This window comes from Paenibacillus sp. 7523-1 (genome assembly GCF_002276415.1).
Classification (GTDB): Bacteria; Bacillota; Bacilli; order Paenibacillales; family Paenibacillaceae; genus Paenibacillus; species Paenibacillus illinoisensis_A.
Genome location: NZ_NPBR01000008.1, coordinates 382,335 through 407,547 on the forward strand (window position 1 = coordinate 382,335; position 25,213 = coordinate 407,547).

Consider the following 25,213-nt stretch of genomic DNA (forward strand, 5'->3'; position numbering starts at 1 on the left):
AATCACTAGCACTCACTCACCTAATAAAATTATCACACCACCACCATTTGTTATTTTAACGTTTGGTTTTAACAAACAAAATTTAACATAGCGAAATGTAAGCGTCAACATTTTATTGTTAACATTTTCTAATTTATCTGGTATTATGCTGATATAACCCATAAAAACGCTGATAATAAGCATGTTCGAAAGATTATCTCGTCCTAATCTTTGTTTTGAGATCTCCACCTCGTTAAAATTTTGTTATTTTATAAAAATAACAAATAGATAATAATGGGTGACATATTCCGATATTTTCTCTCACCAAACTTCATCATTCCAGTTTCTTGTCCAACTTAGAAGGATAGAACCACTAACATTTTTCATTCTGTATCCGTTATTAGATTAGAGGAAATATATCATGATATACTGGAGTCAGTCTCATGCTACATGGTCAAGAATACGGCAGAACTAAGAATGTAAGGATGGTATGATGAAGACGAAGGTAACAATTCAAGAAATTGCACATTTTACGGGTCTGTCAAAATTTGCGGTTTCACGTGCGCTCTCGGGTAAATCCGGTGTGAGCGACCAGACACGTGATATCATCCTCAAGGCCGCTGGCAAACTTGGATATTTCAAAGATAACAGCCTGTTATCTGGCGATATGAACAACAGCAATGAACTTCACGACCCTCAAAACATACGGTGGAGCGGAACGATTCTCATTCTGTTTCCCAATGTCCGTTATCAGAACCAGGAATCCGTCTATTGGGGTCCTATCTTTAACGGGATATCATCCAGACTGAACCAGAAAGGGTTTAATATCCTCACTCTGACGGAGCCTTCTACAGATCAATTATTTACACTGCTCAATCCCGATGCCATTCGGGGCATTATTACAGTCGGTTCAATTACGACACCCATTTTGCTAGAAATCAAACGTCTGGGAATCCCTGTTGTTATGGTGGATCATCTCGATCCAGTCTTCCACAGTGACAGCATTTTTACGGATAACTTTGCTTCCATGCGTGAAATTATGCTATATCTCCTTCGTAAGGGCTTCAAAAGCTTTCAATTTGTCGGAAACACCAGTGACGCTCACAGCTTTTATGAACGTTGGATTGCTTACAGCTCTGTGCTTATGGGTAACGGGATAGAGATGAATCAGATACCTGAATTGTGCAGTCCTGCGGTTGATGATTTCCGGCAAACATTTACCTCTGTGCTCCATGAAGCGAACTTGCCAGAGGTGTTTGTATGTGCCAATGACTTCTTCGCCCTCTACACCATTGAAGCACTGGAGAGTATGGGGATCAGCGTACCTGAACAATGTGTGGTCACCGGTTTTGATAACACGTACGACAATATTCCCGTGCTTGCCACGGTCAATGTGAACAAGGAATTAATCGGTGCACGTGCAGTGGACCAGATGTTGTGGCGCATTATAAACCCCGAAAGTAATGTGGAGAAAAAGCTGATTATGGCTGATGTCCTCATTCGGGAGCAATATGGCCGGCATAGCGGATAAACCAACGCTAACGACAAAAAATCCCCCACGCCAGTGTTTGACTGGCTGGGGGATTTTAAAATCATGCCTACATATCAAAGTCGGCTCTATGCTTATTACGTATCTGTCCGCACGTCGTCCCATTCCTGATCCATATAACAAATCAGCCAATTCAAGGCACGGTGGCGTTCGTAAGCCACGCCTCCATTCAATCCCGCGGGAGGGGTCTGCTCATTAATCCGGCTGTTCACACATACCCAGTTGTAACGGTAGATCAGGTCGGCCGCAGCGAGAATTTCACTTTTGCTGCGCAGGGATGCACCCGCGAGGAAGTCCTCGAAGCTGTCCTTTTGCTGCAAATAACCTACAGCCTGTCCAACGTTACATAGCTCTACTGGAGCTCCCAGCTCATCGACATAACCAAGCGCCCACAGCATGACGTGGTAAGCTTCGTACCCCCACGAAAAGGTGATAACTTCCTGCTGCTGCGCTCCATGCTGCTCGATAAATCTTTTCTCCGCTGGGGAGAAAAATGAGGCTGCATCGTACTTGTCGATGACTTCCTGAACGAGTGCTGCTGTGTCTTCTGGACTTTCTCCTGCACCGAGGCATTCACCCTTGAGTGCTGCGAGACATAAGGCTACCGCTCGTTGTGCCACTTCTTCCACACTTCGAATCGTTGTATGCTCATCTCCAGCCCTTGCGGGTAAGTGCACATTGAATGGAATTCCCTGCGCTGCCATAATGGACTCGGAATTTTCCTTGCGGCGAGTGCCTGACTCGGACGGTGGTCTGACATCATCCAAAAGACTGGTGTGCGCCGTCACTTGGTAATCCTCTACCTCGGATTCCCCATTCACATCCAGCAGCAGCTGTCCTTGTGCGTCCAGCAGGGAGCCACCTCCCCAAAAAATAACCGCATCCAGCCCTTGAGCAAGCTTCAATAATTCTTGGAAGAACTCCTCCGATATATCCTCTTCGGTCTCAATGCCAATGACCATGTTCAGGGTCGAGCATTTGATCAGCACTTTTTCCTGTACTGCCGGTTTACGTCCTTCAATCTGGCTCATGAACCCCATCATGCCGTTTATCATCGAAGCGAATTTATCGGGGTGTGTCTGACTGGTCATGATATTGAAGCCCTTGGTTTTCTTGCTGAGCCACTTCTTGCGGATAACCTGAATATGCGTCTTGTCTTCCTTGCGTATGATCTTATCCTGTGGATAGATGGATTGAATAAGTTCAAACAGCTGGTCCAGGTCAAACTGGGAGCTGTATAATGCGCAGTTTCTCATGGTGCTTACCTTCTTCTATTAAGTTCATATCATTCATAATTAAACAAGAACTCCCGGGACAGAACCTCGTTCACTAGTCCTTATATGGATCAAATTCATTGCCACCAGCCATGGCAACACCAACAGGGCGCAGCACATGATTGATTTTTAGAGTGTCTGCATGAGCATTCAGGACATCCTGCAGCTTTTTATACACAAACGGGCTTTCGTCCGTGCCTGCACCCCTCAGCGCCACGCCATACGCACGAATCGCCGCATGCATCTGTTCTTCACTTATTTCGCCGCCCATGCGAGTGCGCAGCTTATAGTTCATTTTCCCGGCAGCCTGGGTACGACTCATGATCCGTCCAGCCCCATGCACCGTGCTGCGGTAGGACTCCGTGTTCTCCTCGCTGAGGATGCCCTCCACAATCACTGAGATATCTCCCATGCTACCTCCGACAAAACCAAGCTGTCCGGGTGCCAGTGGGGTGGCTCCCTTGCGGACGACGACCACGTCTTCGCCCATATGCTGTTCTTTCCAGGCAAAGTTATGATGGTTATGAACCGAGTACTCTGCACTCGCTCCAAGAATACCAAGCACCTGTTCTATAACATGATCTCGTCCTGCATAGGCATACCGGCCTGCGAGTGTCATTCCGTCCCAATACATTTCGCCCATTTCGCTGTTCAAGTCAAACAACGTTGGTGGCTGATCCATGGATTCTCCAGGCGCTTTCCCACTGAACTCACGACCTGCAGCAAGATTGAGGAAACCACTCGCGACTTTATGACCAAACCCCCGACTGCCGAAATGATTCGCAACCCATACTTTGCCCGTTGATTCCTCTACGAAAATATCCACAAAGTGATTGCCGCTGCCTACCGTACCAAGCTGGTTGCGTGCGAGCGTTTTTAATTTGTGCTGCAGCCCAGGTTCAATCGAATCAAATAGCTTCCAACTCGAATCATCAAACAGCTCGTGATCAATCGGAGTTGGATTATTGCGACCCACCCCAAACGATACATTTGCATTGATATCATCCATAATAACGGCAATCTGGTCCTTGATATCCTCCCACATGAGATTCGTGCGTACTGCCTTGTTTCCGCAGGCAATATCGTACCCAACGCCAGAAGGACTAATCATGTTACGGTAGGCGACAACACCTCCGATTGGTTGCGAGTACCCTTTGTGATGGTCAGCCATCAGTGCAACGCCAAGCACATCTCCATGCAGTGAACACGTCACCGCCTGACTCACTGCATTCTCCAGCGGCTCCCCCCATACTTTGATGTTATCTACGATTCTCATGTTATGTATGACCTCCAGTCTTATCAAACACTTTGTATATATTACCAAAAACTATTCCAAATGGGCAGTACATCAATCCCTATTGGATGAACAAATTGCTGCTCTGATGGCAGCACCTTCTAATGATCGCTGTATGTAATCGGAACAATTTCAAGTTTCCATCCCCATTTCATGCATCTTATATCAAACAAAATGACATATATATATTGCAAAAAGACTCAAATAATATTATCATAAGGCCAATAGGAAATATTCCCCACATTTTCAATTCCTACAAAGGAGAGGGCAATCATGAAATGGTTCAACAAAAAGGGCAATCAGGATGAGCGTATCGTCAATCTCAAAAACAAGGTGTACAAGGAAGCTTACATATTAATTATGTATCTATGCGGCATCTCCATCTTGGTGAAAAGTTTTTTCCAATGGGAAACGTATTCCATGTTGACGGAATTGATCGTCATTCTCGCAGGAAGTATTTATTTCGGAGTTCGATCCGTCATGCTGGGCATTTATTCGGATGAAGTTGAGGTCCACGACCAGACAAGCAAAATGTCGTACAGCCAGCGAAACGTAATTACGGGGCTCATTATCGGTATTTCGATGGCCTTGTTCCTGGGCATAAGAAGCTCGGTTATGTTTGCCGATACGGCGCATGAGAAGTGGTGGTATTTCTTCCTCGTGTTCATATTTTCACTGCTGCTTTACATTCCGCTCTTTGCGGGGTTTAATGTCATCGTTCATCATTTTGCAAACAAGGCGAGTCAAAAGGCAGCAAGTAAAGATCAGTGTGATTCATAGAAAGGATACAAGGGTGAATGGGCATGAAAAATATACGATTGAAAGTCGCCAGGGTAGAAAAAGATCTGTCACAGGATGATCTGGCACGGATTGTTGGTGTATCGAGGCAGACCATTGGTCTCATAGAACTGGGCAAGTATAATCCGTCTCTCAGCTTATGTATCGCCATATGCAAGGCACTCTCCAGAACACTGAATGATCTGTTCTGGGACGATGAGCAGACATAAGCCGGAACGTTCTTTACGGAATCATTATGTTAATTCATAGATGGAGGAGGCGTTATTTTGAGCTATTTCAGAAAACGAAAAACAGGTGCAGTGCTTGCACTGTCTACAGTCATGCTGGTGAATCTGCTCTACCCAACCGGATATGCAGGTGCAGCTTCATCAACCGCTATGGAGACCATTCATGGACAGGTAACCCAGGTGGAAACTGCGAAAACATCGGATGAGAAAATTGCAGAATGGAACAAGTGGGCTAGAGATCACGCATATCGACTGGAGAGCATCCAGCCTGCGAAGACAGGTCAGGAGACCGATTCCTTCTCGGACCTCGAGATGTTGAAACCCCTGCTTCATGACAAGCGAATTGTATTCCTTGGTGAAAGCTCTCATGGGGTTGCCGAGTTTAATCTGGCGAAGACCCTGCTGATCCAGTTTTTGCATCAGGAAATGGGATACAACATTCTTGCATTTGAGAGTGGTCTTTCCAACACGTCGCTGGCTAATGCCACGGCCAACCAGCAGCATCCGGAGCAAACGATGAAAAACGCTATTTTTGGCGTCTGGTGGTCCAAGGAAATGATGCCCTTATTCGATTACCTCAAAACCAATACAAAAACCGAACAGCCCCTCATTCTAACCGGTTTCGACATGCAGCTGCAATTCCCGTTGTTGGATGGTAAGTGGCTGAAGGATAAAGAACTTGCCAATCGGCTCGCACACACGGAACAAAAACTAGCCAGTTTCTCTGCCGGAACGGACCTGAAAGCCTATCTAGCTGAGAAAAATAAAATCATCAAGGTATACCAAGACGTTCTCCAATCCCTGAGATCCGAACCGAACCAGACCTATCTGCAAAAAGAATACCCTGATCAGCCCAGGCTTTCCATGCTGTTAGAGCGAAGCCTCAGTGATCGAATTCGTGTCGCGAAGGAATATGTCGATCTTTCCATCCGGGCTACAAGTGAAATGAATGAGGGCAAATATGAGACATTTCTAGATTCCATGGAGTGGCGCGATCAGGCGATGCATGACAATCTCGTGTGGCTTGCAACCGAAGTTTATCCAAACGAAAAATTTATAGTATGGGGACATAATGATCATATCAGAAAGGCGCAGAGCGAAGTCATGGGCTCGCCCTATCCCATTACCATGATGGGGGAGAAACTTTCGGAAGAAATGAAGAAATCCAGCTATGTTTTGGGATTGTATGCATCAAGTGGTCAAACAGCCGATAACATCGGTGGAATTCATGCCGTTGAGCCAGCAGCACCCGGTTCCATTGAAGGTATTATGTCTGCGACGAACACACCTTATAGCTTCCTGGATCTTCGGTACCAGTCCAGAGAGACCGGGAACTCCTGGATGTTCGAACCACGATTTGCATACAGCTGGGGCATGATCCCTGAGAGCCTCGTCCCACGTGATCAGTATGACGGCATTTTGATGATTGACGACGTACATCCACCGCAATATATCCGCTCCTCCTCATCAGATTCTTAAGAACAAAACAAGGAATAAATACAAAAAGAGAGCTGACAGCTCTCTTTTTTCTTGCGGTTATAACAGTTTTCACTTCTTGCTGATTTTGAATTTGAACTCCCATGTTGCCGTGTTACCCGAATAACGGCCTCTGTTCTCTTTTACAACAACGGAAAGAGTCTTATTGGTTGATTTGGAGAATGAAGATACCTTCACATTCGCGCTCTTGCTTCCGATATCCGGAATCTTATCCTGTTCTTCGGCTTCCGCTTTTAATTTCAGCGTATCGGTTGATTTCAGATTTAATGTAACCGATGAACCCTCCTTCAGGTTTTTACCGTTCACGCTTGCGCCTATCGCCCATTCGTTGCCGACGGAGTTGTTCTCTATCAGTTCGGCGCTGACCAGCGTCACCGTTACCTTAAGCGTTTTGGCAGCGGCGTAGGATGTTGGGGAACATACAGCGAAGATCAAACTCACAATCATCAAGACATTAGCCCATTTTTTGAACACGAGAGTGCCTCCCTCAGATTCATGAAGTTTTCAAGTTGACTATGCCTTATTCGCCTTGCTCCTTAAGTAATCCTTCTGGTCAGTTAAAATGCTTCCGGTACCCTTGAACCTTCTCATCCTTGAATCCAAGCTTTTCATAGAAAAGATGTGCTTCCTTACGCTGATCTCCAGATACCAGAATCATGTACTCGCACCCGAGGTCTCTAGCAATCCGTTCAATCTGTAGCATCAGCTTCTGACCGATTCCCTGTCTCCGCACCTGATCGGATACGATCACATTCTCCACAACCATGAAGGGCTTGCATTGTCCCACGAGGTCCATGCATTCGATCCCCATAACAGATCCGGCCAGCTCGCCATTGAAAAATGCACCAAGCACATGATAATGACCATTTTGCTGTATGTACTTAAACATTTTCTGCATCTGCTCCTCATTGGTGGGGGTCCCCATCAACTCATTGTACAATTTGCTTAAGGCCGGCAAATCCTGAAGTTCAATGGCTTTGATTGTAACCATAGATCGATCCTCCTAAATTCCTATCATGTTGTTCCGTACTCTATATCTTACCCTACGTTAGATCCTTCTTAAAGTAATAATGACGATGTCCTGTTGGCGCGTTCTCAATGGTGGTCATCAATTGGTATCCATGCTTCTTGTAGAAACCCGGTGCCTGGAATGAAAATGTATTAAGCATAATAAAATCACAGCTTTTATCACGTGCAATACGTTCAATCTCGAGCAGCAATTGGGAACCATAGCCCTGGTGCCGCTGCTTCTCATCCACCCAGAGGATATCGAGTTCCAACCAGTTCCAGCACAGCGTGCTGAGGACGCCGGCAACGATATCCCCTGCCTCATTTTTGATATTAAAATTCAATTCCTCATACCGATGCTTCAGATCCTCGCTCAGATGAGCGGCATTAAATGCAATCAGTTGATTACGCACATAGGCTGATTCTTCCGCATTACTTAGATTCAGCGTACCTTCGGACATTGTTCATTCTCCTCCCTTTCACTCTCACCGTTATAAACGGAATTATTCCTGTACATTCCTTGAATATTCTAACATTATTGGACTGCATGCAGCATAAAAAACGCACCTCCATAGGAGATGCGCAGCACCTGATATTATAGGATTGCTTGAATTGAAAAGCCACTAATTATAGAGCAATTCTTCTCTCGTTTTAAGCATGACCTCTACGTATCCTGTGTCCATTCTGCCCAGCGCGTCTCTAGCCTGCACGTGGATTTGAATCGGGGTTTCACTTGATGCAAGAGCTCTGACGTAGAGCTTCTGTCCTTCCACTCTGACTTCAGCTAGCTGCGAGTCCGGTGACTCTGCTGTGAGAATCAGTGTTGAACGATCATCATCTTCATCTTCAAACATGTATGCCAGATCGATCTCGGTCTCTTCGTCACCAACATAAACCGTATTCCCAGCGGGGGCCTCCACCAGAACTGGTGCAGCATCATCGAAATCATACATCGGTAAACGTTCAATTAACCCCATATGCAAAGTAAAGTCAGGCTCGTCTCTGAGCATAATGGAATTGTAACGGATATTTAAGTTTTGCAGTAAAGGTAGGTCAGCAACTCCGGTAGGGAAATGATTCAGTTGGTTATCGCCAACGTCCAACATTTGAAGGGAACTCAGGCCACTTACATCAAGTGATGTCATCTGATTGTAAGATAATACCAGTTCCTCAAGGTTTGAAAGTCCTGATACATGGACCTCTGTAAGTTGATTGCTGAATAAATTCAGCTTCTTCAATTGTGTAAAACCTTCAGCATTCACAAGGCTGATGTTGTTCCCGGATAGGTCAATTTCCGTAACGTTCATGCCTTTGAAAATTTCGTATCCTGTTAGGTCAGAGATGCCCGCATCTCGCGCATACAGTCCTCCGTCCGTCTGTACCAGTGCTTCCACCAGTTCCTGCTTGGTTAACGGATCATTCACATCCTTCTCAAGCCAATAGGCAACAGCTCGCGCTAAATTAGGATCAGGGAATTGCCTGCTGATCGTATTCGCAAGGACTGTGATCTTGAGCTGTGCAGTAACACTGGCACCCTGGTTATCGACAGCCTTGACCGTCAGTACAGCTTCTCCTTCTGACACTGCCGTGAGCTTGATTGTCTGACCATCTACCGCAGTAGAAACAACCGTTTCATCTCCATCTATAATACTAAATTGCAGGACTTCTCCATCCGGATCACTGAAGTAAGAGGATGCCTGAAACTCCAGAGACGCATGATCCAGAATAAGTTCCTGATCGGGTAACCCATCGTTGATCACCACTGGGGCTTGATTTTCCGGTTCAGGGTTGGAAGGAGTTTCTGGATTGGTTGGATTCGTTGGCGTTGATCCGCTGCCTCCTACTGCATTTCCACTTCCACTGCCGGAATTGTTTCCACTCCCATTCGTTGCGTTTCCACCAGAATTCCCTGTAACTCCACTACCTGTAGTCGTCCCTTCCACTTCCGTCACTTGATCTGGCTTATCCGAATCAGAATCTGTAGCAGCATTATCCAGTTCTGATGATTGTTCAAGCGTCTTGATCGCGTCGCTTCCACGCAAAGCAATCACAGCCATTTCTTGTCTTGTCGTGGGACGTTTCGGAGCAAACTGGCCATTCTCACCCTTTAACAAACCCAGTTCAACTGCCTGCTTCACGCTCTCTGCAGCCCATGGACTGATACTGGAAGCATCCTTGAAAGATAGCATGGAGTTCGTACCCCCTGCTTCAGTAAATCCTCTAAAATGAATCAAACGCATCAGAGTCACTGCGAGTTGTTCCCTGGTGACCAATCCGTCCGGACGAAATGTCCCATCAGGATAGCCTTTCATGATTCCTGCAGAGTTTATCAATTCGATAAAAGCAAGGTGATCCGTCCCTGAATTCAGATCCTTGAAAGCTCCGGTTGAATTCTGAACTTCAGACTCCTGGTTCAAATCCGCCATGTGAACCAATATATACGCCAGATCACCGCGTGTAAGACTCCCTCCCGGATGAAACAATCCATCCTGTGTACCTGGGAACATCTGTTGTTCTGTAACAATCTCAATGGCCTGTTTCGCCCAGGACGAGGCTTGCTGTAAGTCATTTGCGCTCCCGGTTCCCGCAGCCGCCCCGACGGTACAAGGAACAGTAAGAGTAGAGACGGACAATAGAACTGCCAGATAAGGTAAGATTCTGTTGTTTTTGTTTAGTGTTTTTCCTTTGGATAGATGTGTTGACATTGTTAAGCTTTACCTCCCACATGACTCTAACCATGCTTCTTCTTAAAAAGCAAAGTTATTAATTGTCTTTATTGTAGGAGAGACTTCCATGAGAAAATAGTCTACAAAACGATAGACAGCTTGCTGCACATTCACAGCCAGCCCTGCTGCTCGGCAATCTGTACGGCATGCGCACGACTACTCGCGCCTAGCTTCGCAAACACCCGCCTGATATGCGTATTAACCGTTCCTGCCGAAATCCCAAACTCCGCTGCGATTTGTTTGCTGGTTAACCCTTCAGCAATGTATCCAAATACTCTTTGCTCCATGAGACTAAGTCGCACGGAGGGAATGCCATCCCGATTTTCTTTTGCAAATGCAGATAGCAGCTCCTTTACATAGGCCAGTTTAATGCCCGAATCTGGTATGGAATGCGTACGACGCAGATGCAGGTAATGCTGCAAAAGGCTCTTGACCGGTTCGCCTTCGTTTACAAAAGAACGAATGTAGCCCTCGGAACTGCCAATCGCTATAGCGCGCAGCAGCGGAGCCATACACTCCTCCTGACGCCCTTGGCGTTGAAGAATCTGAGCCTCAAGCAGTCCGCATTCGACTTGTTCCGTTAACCAGTTCCGGTCTTCAGCAAGCGTACGGATACGTTTCAGCTCATTCAAGGACTCCTCTTCATCCCCTAACAGGACTTTAGCACGCACACGTACAAGCGAGCTGAATACCTGATCACAGCTGATCTCAGGGTTCACGATTTCGATAATGGAGTCATCAACCACAAGTTGTGCTGTTGCTGTAGGTTGAATCTCGAGTTGCAAACGGTATTGATGCGCCTGAATGATCGGCTGCCAGTATTCCAGATCCTTGACAGATAACAGATTGCAGAGCTGCTGCAGCAGCTTCACCCCTTCATTCGGTCTGCCTTGAGCCATTTCTATTCTTGCTTTGAGAACGTAGGCAGGTACTAGAAGTGCAGCGACTTTGATCTGGAGTGCAATTTCAAGAGCACGATCCGCATAATGAATCGCTTCGGACAAGCGGTTTTGCTCCAGCTTTATTTCCGCATAGCCAGTACCATAATAGGAGGTCACATAAGAACTCTCGGCAAACCAACGATTCGTGATTGTACCGAAGCATTGTTCGCCTCGTTGCAGGGAACCGTTCACACCGTGGAAGCTGCGCAGACGCATGCTTTCCCTCCGGTCATAATCCATATACTGAAACGCAATATCATCCGGATAACCTTGATCGATATAAGAGATCAGATGGTCAGACAGCCCTTGTAAATCCCTGTTTAGATAAGCCATATAAGCCCTCATCACACAAACGACCTGCAGCAAGTAACTGCTTATCTCAGGTGGCAACTGGTCCTGTAAATGCACTTGAATCATATGCTCCAGTCCATCAAGCTCTTTCATCATCTCACCATATGGCCGTTCACGAGCGATAAGAAATAAATAGGACATATACAATTTGGGACGAGCCTTCACTACCCCCTGTGGCAGAACATCGAAGTACCTTCGAAGTGTCCACCATTCTCCCATAATAAAATGTGCAAATAACTCCTCCAGCAGCCGGGCCGCATCCTGCACATGCTGTCCATGAATATAATGATCGAGTGCTTCAGCTGCATATCCTTGCTGTTCGTACCACCGCGCTGCCTTGGCATGAAGTGCGTTCACCTGTTCCGTTCCGGAACGAGCAAGCTCACGCCGCAAAAAGGATGAGAACATATGATGATAACGGAACCAGTACGCTCCCCGATCCATTGTAATGAGAAACAGATGCTCCTTCTCCAGATGTCTGAGCAATTGCGGAGCTTCACCTATATCGGTCAGTGCTCTGCATAGATCTCCATTCATCCGCTGTACGACAGAAGTCCTGAGCAAGAAATGCTGCATTCCCGGGGATTGCCGATGAAACACTTCCTCCAGCAAATATTCGGAAACTGACCGATCACTATAGTGATGCTGATCATCCTGGAAAGTTGGAGCCCGTCGATTGGCACTGAGAGATCTTACTTGTTCTGTGCTATCGGTATAGGACAGAGCCAGCAGCTTAAGCCCGGCCACCCACCCTTCCGTCTGCTGCACCCAGTTATGGACATCTGAAATGGTAACGTTGAGGTTTAGAGCATCCTGACAGAACTTTACTCCTTCTTCGGCAGTGAACGCCAGATCCTGAAGCATAACGTGCCTGAGTTCCCCTCGAAGCTTCAGCTTCTCCAGCTTCAACGGCGGAGATGTCCGACTCGATAATACGAGATGAACGGACGGAGGCATATTCTCAACAAAATACTCCATTTGTTCATGAATCTCTGCTTGGGTTACAGCATGGTAATCATCCAAAATAAGTAACACCGGTTGCTCTGCCAAGGCAAGGTGATTCATTAACAACACCAGTGCTGATCGCGGATCCATACTGTAGCCTCGCAAAAAATGCCCTAAGATTTCACGGCAAAAATCCGGCTTAACCCGATCAAGCGCGTGAATAACATACAACCAAAATTGAAGCGGATCCTGATCTTTGTCATCCAGACAAACACAGGCTGCTTGCTCGTGCTGCACCCAGCTGCCTAACAATGTGGACTTCCCGGAGCCCGCCGGAGCAGTAAGCAGCGTGACTTTAAACTTGTATAATTGTTCTCTGGTTGAACTGAGCCTTGGACGATCCAACGTATTTGGAGGCAAAGGAGGCAGTTCCAGTTTGGTCTTTAATATCATGAATTGAATCCAGTTTTCCTCTAGACCCGCGGTATGCTCTTGGTGCATTAATATCCTCCTGAGTCAGCACACTTGTGCCATTTTCCGATATGTATCATGTGGTTTCAGCTACTACTACAAGTATACTCGGGAACGCTGCCAAGGCCCTATATTTTTTTGATTGCTGTTGTGTCATAGAAAAACGGAACCTGCATTTTTCATGCCTGCTCCGTTCTATGTTGTAAACTATTCGGGTAACTCTAATACCCATTTACGCAAAGCATTAATTTCTATAAATCGTTCTTTACCGTCATCTTTGGGTCTTGATATATCGAGCACACTAGGTGGATGGTACTCATGCAACATTTTGATCCATAGGAATTCAATAGATCTCAAAATTTCCAACAGAAACGTCCGGGCATGTATGGTGAACTGTGTGAGTATATGCTGGGGAACTAGCTCCAAACGTATAGCAAACCTAATTTGTCCATTTGCATACTGCTCCATTTCAAGCAAGAGCGGATCAATACCGTAACTCACAGAGACTTTGCCCTGCTCCATCAACATACGAATCGCTTTCAGATAATCGTGCCAAATATTCAAGCCACTTGGGACTTCATATCCGATTAAAGGTTGTCCACGATCATCAAATACATGAATAGACATCTGAAGAGCGTCAAGTCCAAACTTTCTACTCATCATTAACCGTTCTACCTGGTTACGATCATTTACATCGGCATACTGTACCTCCGGCCGTTGTGTCACAGCAATCAGCCAGTTATCTGTCCCCGTTTCCTCCTCTATTAATGACCCAGGTTTAACAAGCAAAACTTTAGCTTCAATCAGTGCTCTCAACCTCCTTCATCTGACATGTAAACTGTATTCCCCTAATTTATTTTCCTAATTGAAGCATCTTATAGTTCACTCGTATGTAATTCATCCCGGATATGAGCGTGACGCCTGCTGCCACCCATAGTAGAGCTATGTCCACCCGGATATTCGTCAGCAGGTGAAATGGATAATTGCCCAGCAATATTGCTATGATTGCAGCAACCTGCAGCACCATTTTGAGCTTGCCATACTGATCGGCCGCGAGAGCAATGCCTTGTTCGGTTGCGACCATTCTTATTGCCGTAATCAAAATCTCACGTCCAATAATGATAACCGCGATCCATGAACCGATCATATTTTCTTGTACCATGACGAGCAGGGCCACGGAAATCAACAGTTTATCGGCAAGCGGATCCAGCAATTTCCCCAGATTGGTCACCTGGTTATACTTTCTGGCTATATAACCATCCAGCTTGTCTGTACCGGCAGCAATAATGAAAATAATTACCCCAAAGGTAGTCCCATGCTGATTCATGAGTTGCAGAATTTCACTTTGCTCCAGAATTGAAGGAGATAACGGAATAAAGCACAGCATAAATAACGGAATCAAAGCCATCCTAGCGAGCGTGATTCGATTAGCCCAATTCATCATATCCCCCCCTTCATGATAACTCATTGGAAAGTACTCTCACTTCTAATCATTTCGTCCAGCATCCATTTATCACCTGTTTTTCCAAGAGGTATTTTTTGAATGTGATATCTACCTACACAAAAAAGACTAGCCAGCATGCGATATGGACATGCAAAACATGTTTATATTGACAGGTTCAGAACAGAGTCGGATTTCCATGTTTGATGGAATGGAGCAACTGCACGGATTCAATTATCCTTCATCTTGATGGCAAAAAGGCCAGGCTGCAGAGACAGCCTGACCTTTTTACGTGATATTTTGCCACATCATTCATTCCGATCTACAACGCTTCCTTAATAACCCGCTTGTAATACCACACCGATAACAGTCCAAAGATGGAATACAGCAGTGTATACAGAATCATGACAATGATTGTTGGTGTCACCAGTTCCGTACCGAAGAAGAACCACCCGGATTTCACCGCAAAATAGCTATGACACAATCCCACCACCAGCGGAATTCCGAAATTGAAGACCTGCTTGAGTTGAATGCCGTGCAGCAGAATGCCCTGTGTGAATCCGAGCTTGCGCAGGATGGTATAGCTCGGTTTTTCTTCTTCACTTTCATTCATTTGTTTAAAGTATAAGATACATCCAGAAGTAATCAGGAAGGTCAGACCAAGGAAACCGACAATGAACATGATCAGCCCCATACTGGTGCGTTGGTTATTTCTGAACTCGATCTGCGAGAAGCTTGGGGCCGTAAGCTGCTGTGCTTGGAAAACGCCATAAGCCTCTTCTGCCTGTTCCTCATTCATAATGCGCACACCATAATAGTCCGTCGGCTCGTCTTCTTGCAATGAAGGATCAAGATCCTTCTGAAGCTGCTGATAGACCGTGTCATCCACCACAGCTACGGGTGTCCCCTTGGTATAGTATACGGGAAGGACTCCCTGTTTGGTTGTACCGACCAACTGTTGATCTAAGGTTTGCTTCAAGCCATGCAGAACGATTGACCCCTTTTCCTGAATGGAAATCATCTGCTTAACAACATTGCCATACCCCATAAAGATCACTTCACCGGGCTTCAGATCCATGTCATCGACCATGCTGTCACTGACCACGCTGCTGAACAGAAGCTCTCCTTTCAATGAATCGTCCATTACTTCGCTGGCATCGATTTCAATATAAATGGGCTGTCTGTGCTTCTCCTCGTATGGAATCTGTTTCTCCTTAAGCTCTGCTACAAACCGATTTTTTACACTTGCTTGAGCAAAAGAGAAATCTTCCGGCAGACTCTCTTTCGCTTGGGCTTCAGCCGAATAGTATGAAATATAACTCAGTGACAGCATGCCGATGGCAAGTGCCGACACCGTCGTAATAATCGTGAGCAGCAGCGCATTCGACTTCATACGGAACATGATGGAGGATAGCGACAAGACTTCATGGATGGAAAGGTAACCGTTTTTGCTTTTGCGAATCAGATTAAATATAAAACTGACTGAACCCTTGTAGAACAGATACGTCCCCAGGATGACCGAAAATAGGATCAGGAGCATCATATACATCAGCTGCTGCATATCCAGTGCTTGGCCGCTGAACATCCTTGCGGATAATACGTATCCGAACACGATCAGGACAATACCCAGGATGCCGATGATGATCTGTGCGATAGACATCTTCTGTACCTGCTGCTCAGCCTTAGCCGTTACCCGGAAAAGCGAGAGAATACTCTGCGCCTTGATAAAGGTATAATTCATCAGCATGATAAGCAAATACAGCACAGCAAACACAATCAGGGTCTGGACCAAGGCCATCGGAGAGAAATACAGTTTCGTCATCGCATCAATGCCAAGGATCTTGAACAAAATCATCAGCACCAGCTTGGAACCAAGGAAACCGATCAGAACACCTACCGCCATGGAGCCAAAATAGAGAATGCAATTTTCCGTACTCAGAATGCCAAAAATTTTTCCTTTCGTCAGCCCAATTAACTGAAATAAACCAATCTCCTTGCTGCGTCTCTTAATAAAGATGGTGTTGGCGTAGAGCAGGAAAATGCCCACGATAACAATCAATAATACGGAAGACGTACCAATCGCCGCCGCTCCTTTGGTCGAGGCCGCCACTTCATCCATGGAAGGATCATACTGCAGCGTCACAAATGAAAAATATAAGGCCACGCTAAAAACAAGCGCAAATACATATAAATAATAACTTTTCAGGTTCTTTCTCAGATTGCGGAAGATGATGTAACGCAAGCTCATTGCTGCACACCACCCAACACGCCTTGGGTTTTGATAATGTCGTTGAAGAAGGACTGACGGGACTCGTCTCCTTTATTCAATTGAGTATAGATCTGCCCGTCCCGGATGAAAATCACCCTGCTGCAATAACTCGCAGCAACCGGATCGTGAGTGACCATCACAATGGTAGCCTGATGCTTGATATTCATTTCGCTTAATTTGCCAAGCAAATCCGAAGCTGATTTGGAGTCCAGTGCGCCTGTCGGCTCATCGGCAAATATGATGCTCGGATCATGAACAAAGGCTCGCGCAGCCGAGGTCCGCTGTTTCTGACCACCCGAAATTTCAGATGGGTATTTGTCTTTTAGTTCATAGATGCCCAGTTCACGGGCAATTTGTTCGAACTTCCGATGTGCTTCCTGCTTCGGCACGCTCGTGATGGAAAGTGGCAGCAGTACATTTTCCTTCACGGTAAGCGTATCAAGCAAGTTATATTCCTGAAAAATAAAACCAAGATGATGTTTGCGGAATTCAGCAAGCTGCTTCTCCTTCATCCCGGTGAACTCCTTGCCTTCAATCTCAATGGACCCCTGACTTACCCGGTCTATCGAAGAGAGCACATTAAGTAATGTCGTTTTCCCTGAACCCGACGGTCCCATGATGCCTACAAATTCTCCTCTGCCAACCCCAAGATCTATCCCTTTCAGCACTTCCTGCTTATTCAGTTTGTTGCCATATACTTTGCTAATTTTTTTGGCTTCCAGTATCCACATATCCCACACACTCTCCTTTGGTATGTCTATATCATAGGCGGGATCTGCCAACTTATCGTGCGATTCACCGAACAAAACGAAAAAGCATGTGACATTGTTGTCACACGCCCGCAAGATGCACCATGTCGTTTTTCCGGGGGAAGGTTAATTTAACGGTTGTGCCTTCGCCGGGAGCAGACTCGACGTGAATGTCCATATGAAGCGTTTGTGCCACCTGCCGGGTCAGGTACAGCCCCATACCGGTAGCCGCACCTTCCAGCCTGCCTCGAGTTGAGGTGAAACCTTTATCGAAGATACGGGGTAAATCCTGCGCTTCAATCCCACGTCCGTGGTCCTGAATCGAGAGAACGTGATGTCCTTCCTGCTCCCAGCTTTCGATGATAATATCCGAGGATTCACTGTATTTCACCGCATTGCTTAGCAGCTGCCTTATCATAAAACTCAGCCATTTACTGTCGGTCAAAACACGCGTAACACCTAGAGATACATCGAAACCGATGCCTTTGGAAATGCACCAGGATTTCAAGGCTCGAATCTCTGCATTCAAAATTGGTTCAAGCTCCGTCTCTTCGATATAGAGATCGTTATGCATAAATGGAATTCGCTTCTGATGCAGCTGTTGATCGAGCAGTTGGTGAATTCGCAGCCACTCGTACGTCATCTGATTCCGCAATTTCTCATCCGGGGAACGCTCAATCATTAACTGCAGTGCCGTGAGCGGTGTCTTCACCTCATGGATCCAGGATAACATCTGGTCCTTCTCCTGCTCGAGCAGAATCAGACTGGATGAGGATTCCTTCCGATAGCGCTCAGTCTGAGAGGTTACGGAATCCTGCACGATAAGCTCATAGGGACTTTCGGCTGAATCCAGATCTGTCAGATCATAGGTATGGTCCCAGGTCGTTAGTTTTTTATAAAAACGGGTTTCCCTCGGATATCTCGCCCAGATAAACACAATGCAAATCACCACATTCAAGATAACAACGTATGCCAAGGATTGAAGAGGGATGGAAGAATCCACATAGGCAACAAACAAAATGATGAGCTGTATGGCTACCAGCAGCAAGATCCAGCTGAGCTTCTCTCTGATGTATTTGCCGATCACGCTTCGGCCTCTTCCGTTGCCATATATCCCTGTCCCACTTTGGTTTCGATATATCCATCCAGCCCAAGTGGTTCGAGCTTCTTGCGAAGCCGATTGACGTTGACCGTCAACGTGTTATCACTTACAAAGTGTTCATGATCCCACAAGCTTCGAATCATTTCCTCACGGGTGACAATCTGATTTTTGTGCTCTACCAGCACTTTGAGAATAAACATCTCGTTTTTGGTCAAAAGAACCGCTTCAGAACCCAGCGTAAGTGTATTTTTCACATACTCTATCGCGGCCCCGCGCCAGGTTCGAAGTTCGATGCGTTCCGTGTTGTAGTTATACACCCTCCGCAATGTGGCCTGGACTTTGGCGATCAAGACGTCGAAATGGAAGGGCTTCTGGATAAAATCATCCGCGCCCAGGTGCATGGACATGACCATATCCGTAGGATGATCCCGTGAAGACAAAAAAATAATGGGCACGTTCGAGTGAGCACGAATCATCCGGCACCAGTGAAAACCGTCATATTTGGGCAATTGTATATCAATGATGACCAGCTGCGGCTGAACGTCACTATACTCCTGCATGACTTTGCCGAAATCCTGTATGCCATATATGTCATAAGACCATTGGGACAGCCTTTCCTTGATCTCGCTGAATAAGGATTCATCGTCCTCAATGAGCATAATTTTAAACAAGTTCCTTCACCACATTTCCGTTCTTCTAAGGCTGGAATAAGTTAATTACAAATGAACTAATCCCATCTCAGTATGTTGTCAGTTTACAGCGAAGTTGAAGTTAGATCAAAGGGATCTTAACATGTTGCAGTAAAATCGAGAAAACGTACTGGGTCATGCTAGCTCTCCATGGTATGTATGACTTTGTTTGTATCACTGATCTCTTCGATCCGTTCAATGAGCTGCTTGGCTACCTCCCGTGGCGACCTTAATTGCTTCGCTTCATATACTTGATTAAATAGACCAGATAGCACAAATTCATCTGCACTCTTGCCTCTTGCCACAGCCTGTAATTCTGTATCTACCATGCCGGGATCGAATGCTATGACCTCTACAGGGTTCATCTTCTCAGACTGTTCCATCGCCACACACGCCGAAAACATGTTAATTCCAGCTTTTGAAGTACAGTATGCAGACATGGAGGGTGCCGGGTAACTACCTGAACCCGAGGTCAGATTCACAATTTTCCGCCGTGCAGCAAGATGATTAGTTTGCCGTATAAAAGAAGAACTCAACATCATCGGGGCTGCCAAACTAATATTCAAATTTTTGCTTATCTCTTCTGCACTGCACTGATCTATCGGTTTCAAGGGTTCCAGCATTGCTGCATTATTAATAAGTCCTATGAACTCGGTTTCCTGTAAAGGAATATGCTCCAGTATTCGTGTCACCAACATCTCTATACCCATCAGATCACTCAGATCATATTTAAAATGCTTATACAGGTCATGGCCATGCAGAAGCTCAGCAGTCTCCCGTGAAACGCCATAGACCCGGTCTCCCTGTTCCAGTAGCAACTGAGCCAGTTGCAAGCCAATCCCCTTGGACGTACCAGTAATAATAAACCCCTTGTTCCCCATGCTTAGTCCTCCTTTTTTTTATCAGTAAGTGGTTTTCTCCATAACGTCACCCACAGGATGGGCAGGCCGAAACGATGATCTTCCTTACCCATCGCCTGCATCGGGCGCAGCTCTACGCATTCAAACGGATCTTCCAGCAAATAACGAAGCTTCTCCTCTGTAAAAGCCAGTCCACCCTTCATTGATCGCTCTTGATACACTTCCCAGTCGTTCATCACGGTCTCAGGTCCGCCCAACCCTCCAAAACCTGGAGCAAAACACGTCATGCCAAAATAGCCCCCAGGCTTGAGTGCATTGGTAATCATCTGAATGTAAGGGATACGCTGGTGTGGCAGCAAGTGGTGCAAGCAGCCGGAATCATAGACAAGGTCATACGCCTGCTGCGGTTCTAGTTCAAATACGGATCGGCATTCAAAGTTCACATCCAACTGCATTTCGCCAGCTCGTTCCTTGGCCCATGCAATCGCTGTTTCGGAAAGGTCATACGCATCGACGCTGTACCCTGCTTGTGTCAAATAGAGTGCATTCCGCCCTGGTCCACAGCCAAGCTCCATTGCTTTTCCGCCCGTAAGTAAGCCCGAATTCACTTGCTCAACCAGATTCTCATCAGGCTTGTTAGGGAAAAAGGGAATCGGACGATCCCGATTTTCATAGAATGGCTCCCAGAATTGCTTCGCTGATCTAAACTCTGCATCCAGCATATCATACAGATCCTGTACATTTTTAATCGTCTTCTCCAACGCAATATCCCTCCTCAAATCCCTCCAAAGGTGTTCCTGCCTGATCTCTATTATGTATGAAACTAATCGTTAGTTATCCATGCAAACCCGTTGATATCCAGCCCTTTTAACTCGTCATATTGCTTCAAAAAGCCTACACTATATTATACCATTTTTGCCGAATATATCTCTATTTTTCTTGTGCGTTTCCATAGATAAAACCTAGTTAATATGAATCAAAAAACAGAACTTATCGCAGGAGAAAAACCTCTGCTCAAGCCCTGTTTTACTGCCACGCTCAAATATATATTATTAATTCTAAACTGTCCTCAATTTCTTCGTTAAATAAAGTACGACGTCATCATCAATGATGGTTTCATCCCCTGGCATAAGGTACCGATCATGCTTGTGAATTCCCTTGCCATCCGGGATATATCCGCGGCGCGCATACAGGATCTGGGCTTTGCCATAATCGGTGAATACGCCAACCCCAATCCCTGCAGTATCCGTGCGCTCTTGAATCAATTCCTCCGCGCGATCCATTAATCGTGAACCTATGCCTTGACGCTGATATTGGATCAGCACATTGAAATCATTAATTTCTGGAATTCCCTGCTCCTTGAACGATGGGTAGGATGAACTCCATAGGATGTTGACATACCCCGCAAATATTCCGTCCAGCTCGGCGATCAATGTGACGCGTTTACCCTCTTCCTGTTCTGCCAGGTAGTGAAGGTACTGTTCCACAGGTTTGACCCAGCCTTGTTCCTGAAATGCCCGAGAGATTAAGGCTGGATCATCCTCATTCAACGTTCGAATATGTATGTTCATCTTGTCTCTCCCTTACAACATCGTTTAGATTTTAGTAACGCACCCGTTAAATCCATATCATACTGGATAGTTCCCTTAGAGGGGTACGCTGTCCATTTATCCAAAAAAGTATAGAACATTTCTCCAAAGCTCATGCCCGAAGACAAGGCATCCACCAATTTTAGCCCTCCAATTTCATGATTCGGAAGCTCTACAGACATGGAGTTGAACTCGTCAACAGAGGCATAATAAACCATACCGAGGTTCTCATTCATTTTGTAAATACCAAAAGGCTCAAGATTGAACCTTATTGCTCCTGTCTCTTCGTAGAGTTCCCTGCCTGCAGCGTTCAGCGGAGTTTCACCTGGTTCACAAGTGCCCCCCGGAAACTCCCATCCTTTGCGTTTATTGTTGTAAACAATGACGTATTTCTCCTGAAACTGTGTAACCATAATCACGAATGCAATTCCTCGTTCAGGTTGCTCCATTTCATTCAAATAAGACCATTTCGGCTCTTTCACAATAGCTGCACCTCTCTGTTAGATCCCCAGCCTTTTTCTCAGCGAAGTGATATGGGCTACATGGTGTCTGCCATGCCAGGAGTAAACCCCCAGGTTGTAATCCAGTCTCGTCGTTTCCTGCGAACCCGGATGATAGAATTGTTTAGCATAATCCTCATCGGATAATGTTTGCAGCAGTGCAACCCAGCGTCGATGGAGCGCATCCAGTATTTGCAGGGAGAACTCAATATCCAAATCCCTTGAATCGTTTAGCTCTGCCCAACGCTCTTCATAATAAGGTCTTATCGTTGGTGTATCCTCGGTGAGAGCCAATTTGAAACGGATCATGCTGTTCATGTGACTGTCTGCCATATGGTGTATAACCTGTTTGAGCATCCACCCACCTTCCCGGTAGGGCAGAATTAATTGCTCGTCACTTAATCCTTTTACAGCTTCTCTTGCACGCTCTGGAAGCTCGGCAATATCCTGAATCCACTGCTCCCTCTGTGCGGCTGTAATTTCGCCGGTATGTTCGAATGTGCCTATCGGATAACGCAAATCCATTCTCCATTCCTCCTTGTCATATTCCATCAACCAACAGTCTCTCATCTGGCCCTCGTGCAGCTCATGTTCCCTCAACAGCTTGATTTTTCTAAAACCGCATTTCTCATAACAAGCGATGGCCCGTACGTTCCATGTCTGGGGATCCATGACTACTTTCCGAGCCAGCTTCTCATCTGTTAAATAGGCTACCATAGATTGCACAAGTTTTGTGCCCATACCTCTATTCCAGTACGCTACATCGCCTATGAATTGATCTGTTCCATAGATCGTCTCATCCGTATCTCCATAGCCATATTCATTTCGTTCATCTTCTTCAAGCTCATAGAATTGAATATAGCCTATAGGCTTACCTTCCACCTCAATCAGGCAACGACTCGTGGCATCCTCCTGTCTGTAAAAATGTTCTCTTACCCGCTCCAGATCATGCGGCTGATCACGGCCCTCGTAATATTGCAGTACTGCCGGGTCAGACAGCCACTGAACGAGATGAACTTCGTCTGCTTTTTCCAACAATCGTACGGCAATCTCATTGGATCGGTATATTGATTTCACTCCAAATTCTCCTTAATCATCACCATGCGCTCCTTCTTGACCCAATTTAGATTTTTTCCGAGTACCTTCTCTTGATGCACATAATAGATCTTGGGATCATCTAGTGAATGAACATTTTCACTCAAAGGAGAGATCGAGAAACGCACTCTGTAAGTACCTGCTTCATCAGGTATGGAGAATCCCGCGAAATGCCCATTTTCGTTACTCGTATTAATCCCCTCATCCTGCAATGCTTGATGAACGAGCTGTTCCAATTCGCCTGAAGTCCCCACGGAAGAAGGTCTGAAATATGAATCGTTCAGTTCCTCATTAAAAGACAGATTGCCCCAACCGAAAATCACGGGGTATACCATGTGAATACCATTGTCTTCTTTGGTACGGGTGATCTGCATATCCACCTCAAACTTATCCGTATCGACCTGACGAATGGTGCCTTTCATGCTGACATCCTGCTCCTTCAGACTGGGGACCAAGTTGTTGTAGGTAAGCAGGATCACAACAACTACAATAGCCATCCCCGTGATCCAAAATATGGTTCGTTTTCGCATGGGTCCATCCCCCTGACTGCTTAGCTGCCTTTTTGCAAAATTTGATGCTCCGATAAGGATTGTGTCAACCGATCCAATTCGGGAGATGCCATCCAGTCACTAGCGGTGTTCATCCCGTATTTGATGGTATGTATTACACTGCCCGCAGACATGTACAGATTGTGATGAACCCCCGGTTGAACAACAATGTGCTGTCCTTCGTAACAATCCGAAGATGTAAAATGGATTGGCCTTCATATGATGCGTAAGCAATCCAGCCCACTTGAACGAGATAATGCTCGGTCACATGCAGATGAAGATGGCTGTTCTGCCATGCTCCTTCACGAGAGGCAACCGTTCTACAATAATAGCTCCCGTCATCTGCTATCATCTTATATTTACATTCTCCATTGTCCATCTGCTCGTAAAGTGCTCTAACCTCGTCCCCAAGCAGCAGTACCTTCGTTTTGTTTCGATTCATATCGTTGCACCTCCAAGCGATAAATTGTTGTTATGTGGCGGTTTTTACAGCCTTCCAGATGTACTTGAGCTCTCGCACAGCAATTCTTCCGTTCATGTGATGCTCCTGGATTTTCACCTGTAATTGTTCGCGATACTCGGGCAGTGTGTAATCTGGATTGCCTGGAACATCGGAGAGAAAGAGTGCAAATTCCTGTTCATTCGGGAAAATCATGAACGCCTCATTGAACGCCTCAATCTCGATCTGCTCGTAACAGTTGCGCAGCAATCGTTCCTTCACCTTGCTTACATCTGTATGTATGCCGAAGATCATGCCGCCACTCCGCAGCACTCTTCCATGTTCAATGATGGAAGTAGGCCCTCTGCGATCATAGATCAGATCAAACTGTCCATTTTCAAAAGGGACTTCGGTCTTCGTTGTGGCATACACAAACTCAATATTGTTCACTACGCTTGCCGCTTCAAGCGCAGCCTGTGCGATATGCAGCAGCTTCTTAGAGTTATCAAAACCCGTAATATGACGGGTATGTGCAGACATTCTCAGTGTAAAATCACCATCACCACAGCCCGCATCGAGCACGGATTGATGCTGAGAGAGCAACCGGATCAACCGTTCTTCAAAAATGTCCTCCGCCGATTGACCTTCCCAGGTATATGCAGATCTCCCCTTATATCCTCCGTTTCGCAGGGCGATCATATCGTACCAATCCATTCCCATCGTTACATCTCCTTCCAGAAGGAAATCCCTAATTAAACAATATTCGACAACTGGAGTTCATTTCTCCTGTCTTTTCACTATCTTATTTTTTGGCTAAGCGAGTGCTTTGTACGTTCTCAACAACCATTCACAACAAATTTGAAACGACTATC

The 25,213-nt window shown here is 45.9% G+C and carries 25 protein-coding genes and 1 pseudogene; 4 read left to right on the plus strand and 22 right to left on the minus strand.

What is annotated here, in order from left to right; genetic code table 11:
- Window positions 1-472 precede the first annotated feature (472 nt).
- Window positions 473-1,510 (plus strand): LacI family DNA-binding transcriptional regulator, encoded by a 1,038-nt coding sequence (locus CHH60_RS10705; protein ID WP_095359184.1) that lies wholly within the window; start codon window positions 473-475, stop codon window positions 1,508-1,510.
- 95 nt (window positions 1,511-1,605) lie between these two features.
- On the opposite strand, the gene CHH60_RS10710 is transcribed toward CHH60_RS10705, so the two are convergent.
- Window positions 1,606-2,784 (minus strand): DUF4272 domain-containing protein, encoded by a 1,179-nt coding sequence (locus CHH60_RS10710; protein ID WP_095359185.1) that lies wholly within the window; start codon window positions 2,782-2,784, stop codon window positions 1,606-1,608.
- 73 nt (window positions 2,785-2,857) lie between these two features.
- The gene (locus tag CHH60_RS10715) at window positions 2,858-4,078 is read right to left on the minus strand and encodes an RtcB family protein (protein ID WP_095359186.1); all 1,221 of its coding nucleotides are present in this window, start codon (window positions 4,076-4,078) and stop codon (window positions 2,858-2,860) included.
- 291 nt (window positions 4,079-4,369) lie between these two features.
- Between CHH60_RS10715 and CHH60_RS10720 the strand changes: the two genes are divergently transcribed.
- The 3 genes from CHH60_RS10720 to CHH60_RS10730 are packed head-to-tail and all read left to right on the plus strand — an operon-like array spanning window position 4,370 to window position 6,600.
- On the plus strand, window positions 4,370-4,876 hold the full coding sequence (locus CHH60_RS10720) for a DUF6773 family protein (protein WP_095359187.1): 507 nt from the start codon (window positions 4,370-4,372) through the stop codon (window positions 4,874-4,876).
- Window positions 4,877-4,899: 23 nt separating this feature from the next.
- Complete coding sequence (locus CHH60_RS10725; protein ID WP_095288443.1) at window positions 4,900-5,103, plus strand: helix-turn-helix transcriptional regulator; 204 nt, start codon at window positions 4,900-4,902, stop codon at window positions 5,101-5,103.
- A gap of 57 nt (window positions 5,104-5,160) precedes the next feature.
- On the plus strand, window positions 5,161-6,600 hold the full coding sequence (locus tag CHH60_RS10730; protein WP_255247889.1) for an erythromycin esterase family protein: 1,440 nt from the start codon (window positions 5,161-5,163) through the stop codon (window positions 6,598-6,600).
- Between the two features lie 69 nt (window positions 6,601-6,669).
- Here CHH60_RS10730 and CHH60_RS10735 read toward each other — a convergent pair whose 3' ends face one another.
- From CHH60_RS10735 to CHH60_RS10825, 20 genes and pseudogenes are all read right to left on the minus strand, one after another.
- Window positions 6,670-7,092 (minus strand): hypothetical protein, encoded by a 423-nt coding sequence (locus CHH60_RS10735; RefSeq protein ID WP_255247890.1) that lies wholly within the window; start codon window positions 7,090-7,092, stop codon window positions 6,670-6,672.
- Window positions 7,093-7,171: 79 nt separating this feature from the next.
- Complete coding sequence (locus tag CHH60_RS10740; RefSeq protein WP_095359188.1) at window positions 7,172-7,609, minus strand: GNAT family N-acetyltransferase; 438 nt, start codon at window positions 7,607-7,609, stop codon at window positions 7,172-7,174.
- A 52-nt stretch (window positions 7,610-7,661) separates the two neighbouring features.
- Complete coding sequence (locus CHH60_RS10745; protein WP_095359189.1) at window positions 7,662-8,087, minus strand: GNAT family N-acetyltransferase; 426 nt, start codon at window positions 8,085-8,087, stop codon at window positions 7,662-7,664.
- Between the two features lie 162 nt (window positions 8,088-8,249).
- Window positions 8,250-10,331, minus strand: a complete 2,082-nt coding sequence (locus CHH60_RS10750) for an S-layer homology domain-containing protein (protein ID WP_095359190.1) — start codon at window positions 10,329-10,331, stop codon at window positions 8,250-8,252.
- A gap of 131 nt (window positions 10,332-10,462) precedes the next feature.
- Entirely contained in the window at window positions 10,463-13,090 is a 2,628-nt protein-coding gene (locus CHH60_RS10755) for a LuxR C-terminal-related transcriptional regulator (protein ID WP_095359191.1), read from the minus strand.
- 177 nt (window positions 13,091-13,267) lie between these two features.
- Complete coding sequence (locus tag CHH60_RS10760) at window positions 13,268-13,876, minus strand: hypothetical protein (RefSeq protein WP_095359192.1); 609 nt, start codon at window positions 13,874-13,876, stop codon at window positions 13,268-13,270.
- Between the two features lie 37 nt (window positions 13,877-13,913).
- Window positions 13,914-14,501, minus strand: coding sequence for a CDP-diacylglycerol--glycerol-3-phosphate 3-phosphatidyltransferase (pgsA, locus tag CHH60_RS10765; protein WP_095359193.1), 588 nt, complete (start codon window positions 14,499-14,501; stop codon window positions 13,914-13,916).
- A gap of 322 nt (window positions 14,502-14,823) precedes the next feature.
- A complete protein-coding gene (locus CHH60_RS10770; RefSeq protein WP_095359194.1) occupies window positions 14,824-16,749 on the minus strand; it encodes an FtsX-like permease family protein in 1,926 nt (641 codons plus the stop codon).
- A complete protein-coding gene (locus CHH60_RS10775; RefSeq protein ID WP_095288406.1) occupies window positions 16,746-17,501 on the minus strand; it encodes an ABC transporter ATP-binding protein in 756 nt (251 codons plus the stop codon). The genes CHH60_RS10770 and CHH60_RS10775 overlap by 4 nt, the downstream gene beginning before the upstream one ends.
- Window positions 17,502-17,601: 100 nt before the next feature.
- Window positions 17,602-18,606 (minus strand): sensor histidine kinase, encoded by a 1,005-nt coding sequence (locus CHH60_RS10780; RefSeq protein WP_095359195.1) that lies wholly within the window; start codon window positions 18,604-18,606, stop codon window positions 17,602-17,604.
- On the minus strand, window positions 18,603-19,292 hold the full coding sequence (locus CHH60_RS10785) for a response regulator transcription factor (RefSeq protein WP_095359196.1): 690 nt from the start codon (window positions 19,290-19,292) through the stop codon (window positions 18,603-18,605). Before CHH60_RS10785 ends, CHH60_RS10780 begins: the two co-directional genes overlap by 4 nt.
- Before the next feature lie 158 nt (window positions 19,293-19,450).
- Window positions 19,451-20,191, minus strand: coding sequence for an SDR family NAD(P)-dependent oxidoreductase (locus CHH60_RS10790; RefSeq protein WP_095359197.1), 741 nt, complete (start codon window positions 20,189-20,191; stop codon window positions 19,451-19,453).
- A gap of 2 nt (window positions 20,192-20,193) precedes the next feature.
- Complete coding sequence (locus CHH60_RS10795; protein ID WP_095359198.1) at window positions 20,194-20,931, minus strand: class I SAM-dependent methyltransferase; 738 nt, start codon at window positions 20,929-20,931, stop codon at window positions 20,194-20,196.
- A gap of 297 nt (window positions 20,932-21,228) precedes the next feature.
- Window positions 21,229-21,741, minus strand: coding sequence for a GNAT family N-acetyltransferase (locus tag CHH60_RS10800; protein ID WP_095359199.1), 513 nt, complete (start codon window positions 21,739-21,741; stop codon window positions 21,229-21,231).
- On the minus strand, window positions 21,738-22,241 hold the full coding sequence (locus tag CHH60_RS10805; protein ID WP_095359200.1) for an NUDIX domain-containing protein: 504 nt from the start codon (window positions 22,239-22,241) through the stop codon (window positions 21,738-21,740). The genes CHH60_RS10800 and CHH60_RS10805 overlap by 4 nt, the downstream gene beginning before the upstream one ends.
- Before the next feature lie 18 nt (window positions 22,242-22,259).
- A complete protein-coding gene (locus CHH60_RS29760) occupies window positions 22,260-22,784 on the minus strand; it encodes a YfiT family bacillithiol transferase (RefSeq protein ID WP_176476029.1) in 525 nt (174 codons plus the stop codon).
- 90 nt (window positions 22,785-22,874) lie between these two features.
- Window positions 22,875-23,336, minus strand: a pseudogene (locus tag CHH60_RS29765) (GNAT family N-acetyltransferase); the annotation flags it as partial.
- Complete coding sequence (locus tag CHH60_RS10815; protein ID WP_095359202.1) at window positions 23,333-23,884, minus strand: hypothetical protein; 552 nt, start codon at window positions 23,882-23,884, stop codon at window positions 23,333-23,335. The pseudogene CHH60_RS29765 and the gene CHH60_RS10815, both read right to left, overlap by 4 nt.
- A 133-nt stretch (window positions 23,885-24,017) precedes the next feature.
- On the minus strand, window positions 24,018-24,344 hold the full coding sequence (locus tag CHH60_RS10820) for a hypothetical protein (RefSeq protein WP_095359203.1): 327 nt from the start codon (window positions 24,342-24,344) through the stop codon (window positions 24,018-24,020).
- A 30-nt stretch (window positions 24,345-24,374) separates the two neighbouring features.
- A complete protein-coding gene (locus CHH60_RS10825; protein ID WP_095359204.1) occupies window positions 24,375-25,061 on the minus strand; it encodes a class I SAM-dependent methyltransferase in 687 nt (228 codons plus the stop codon).
- Window positions 25,062-25,213 lie beyond the last annotated feature (152 nt).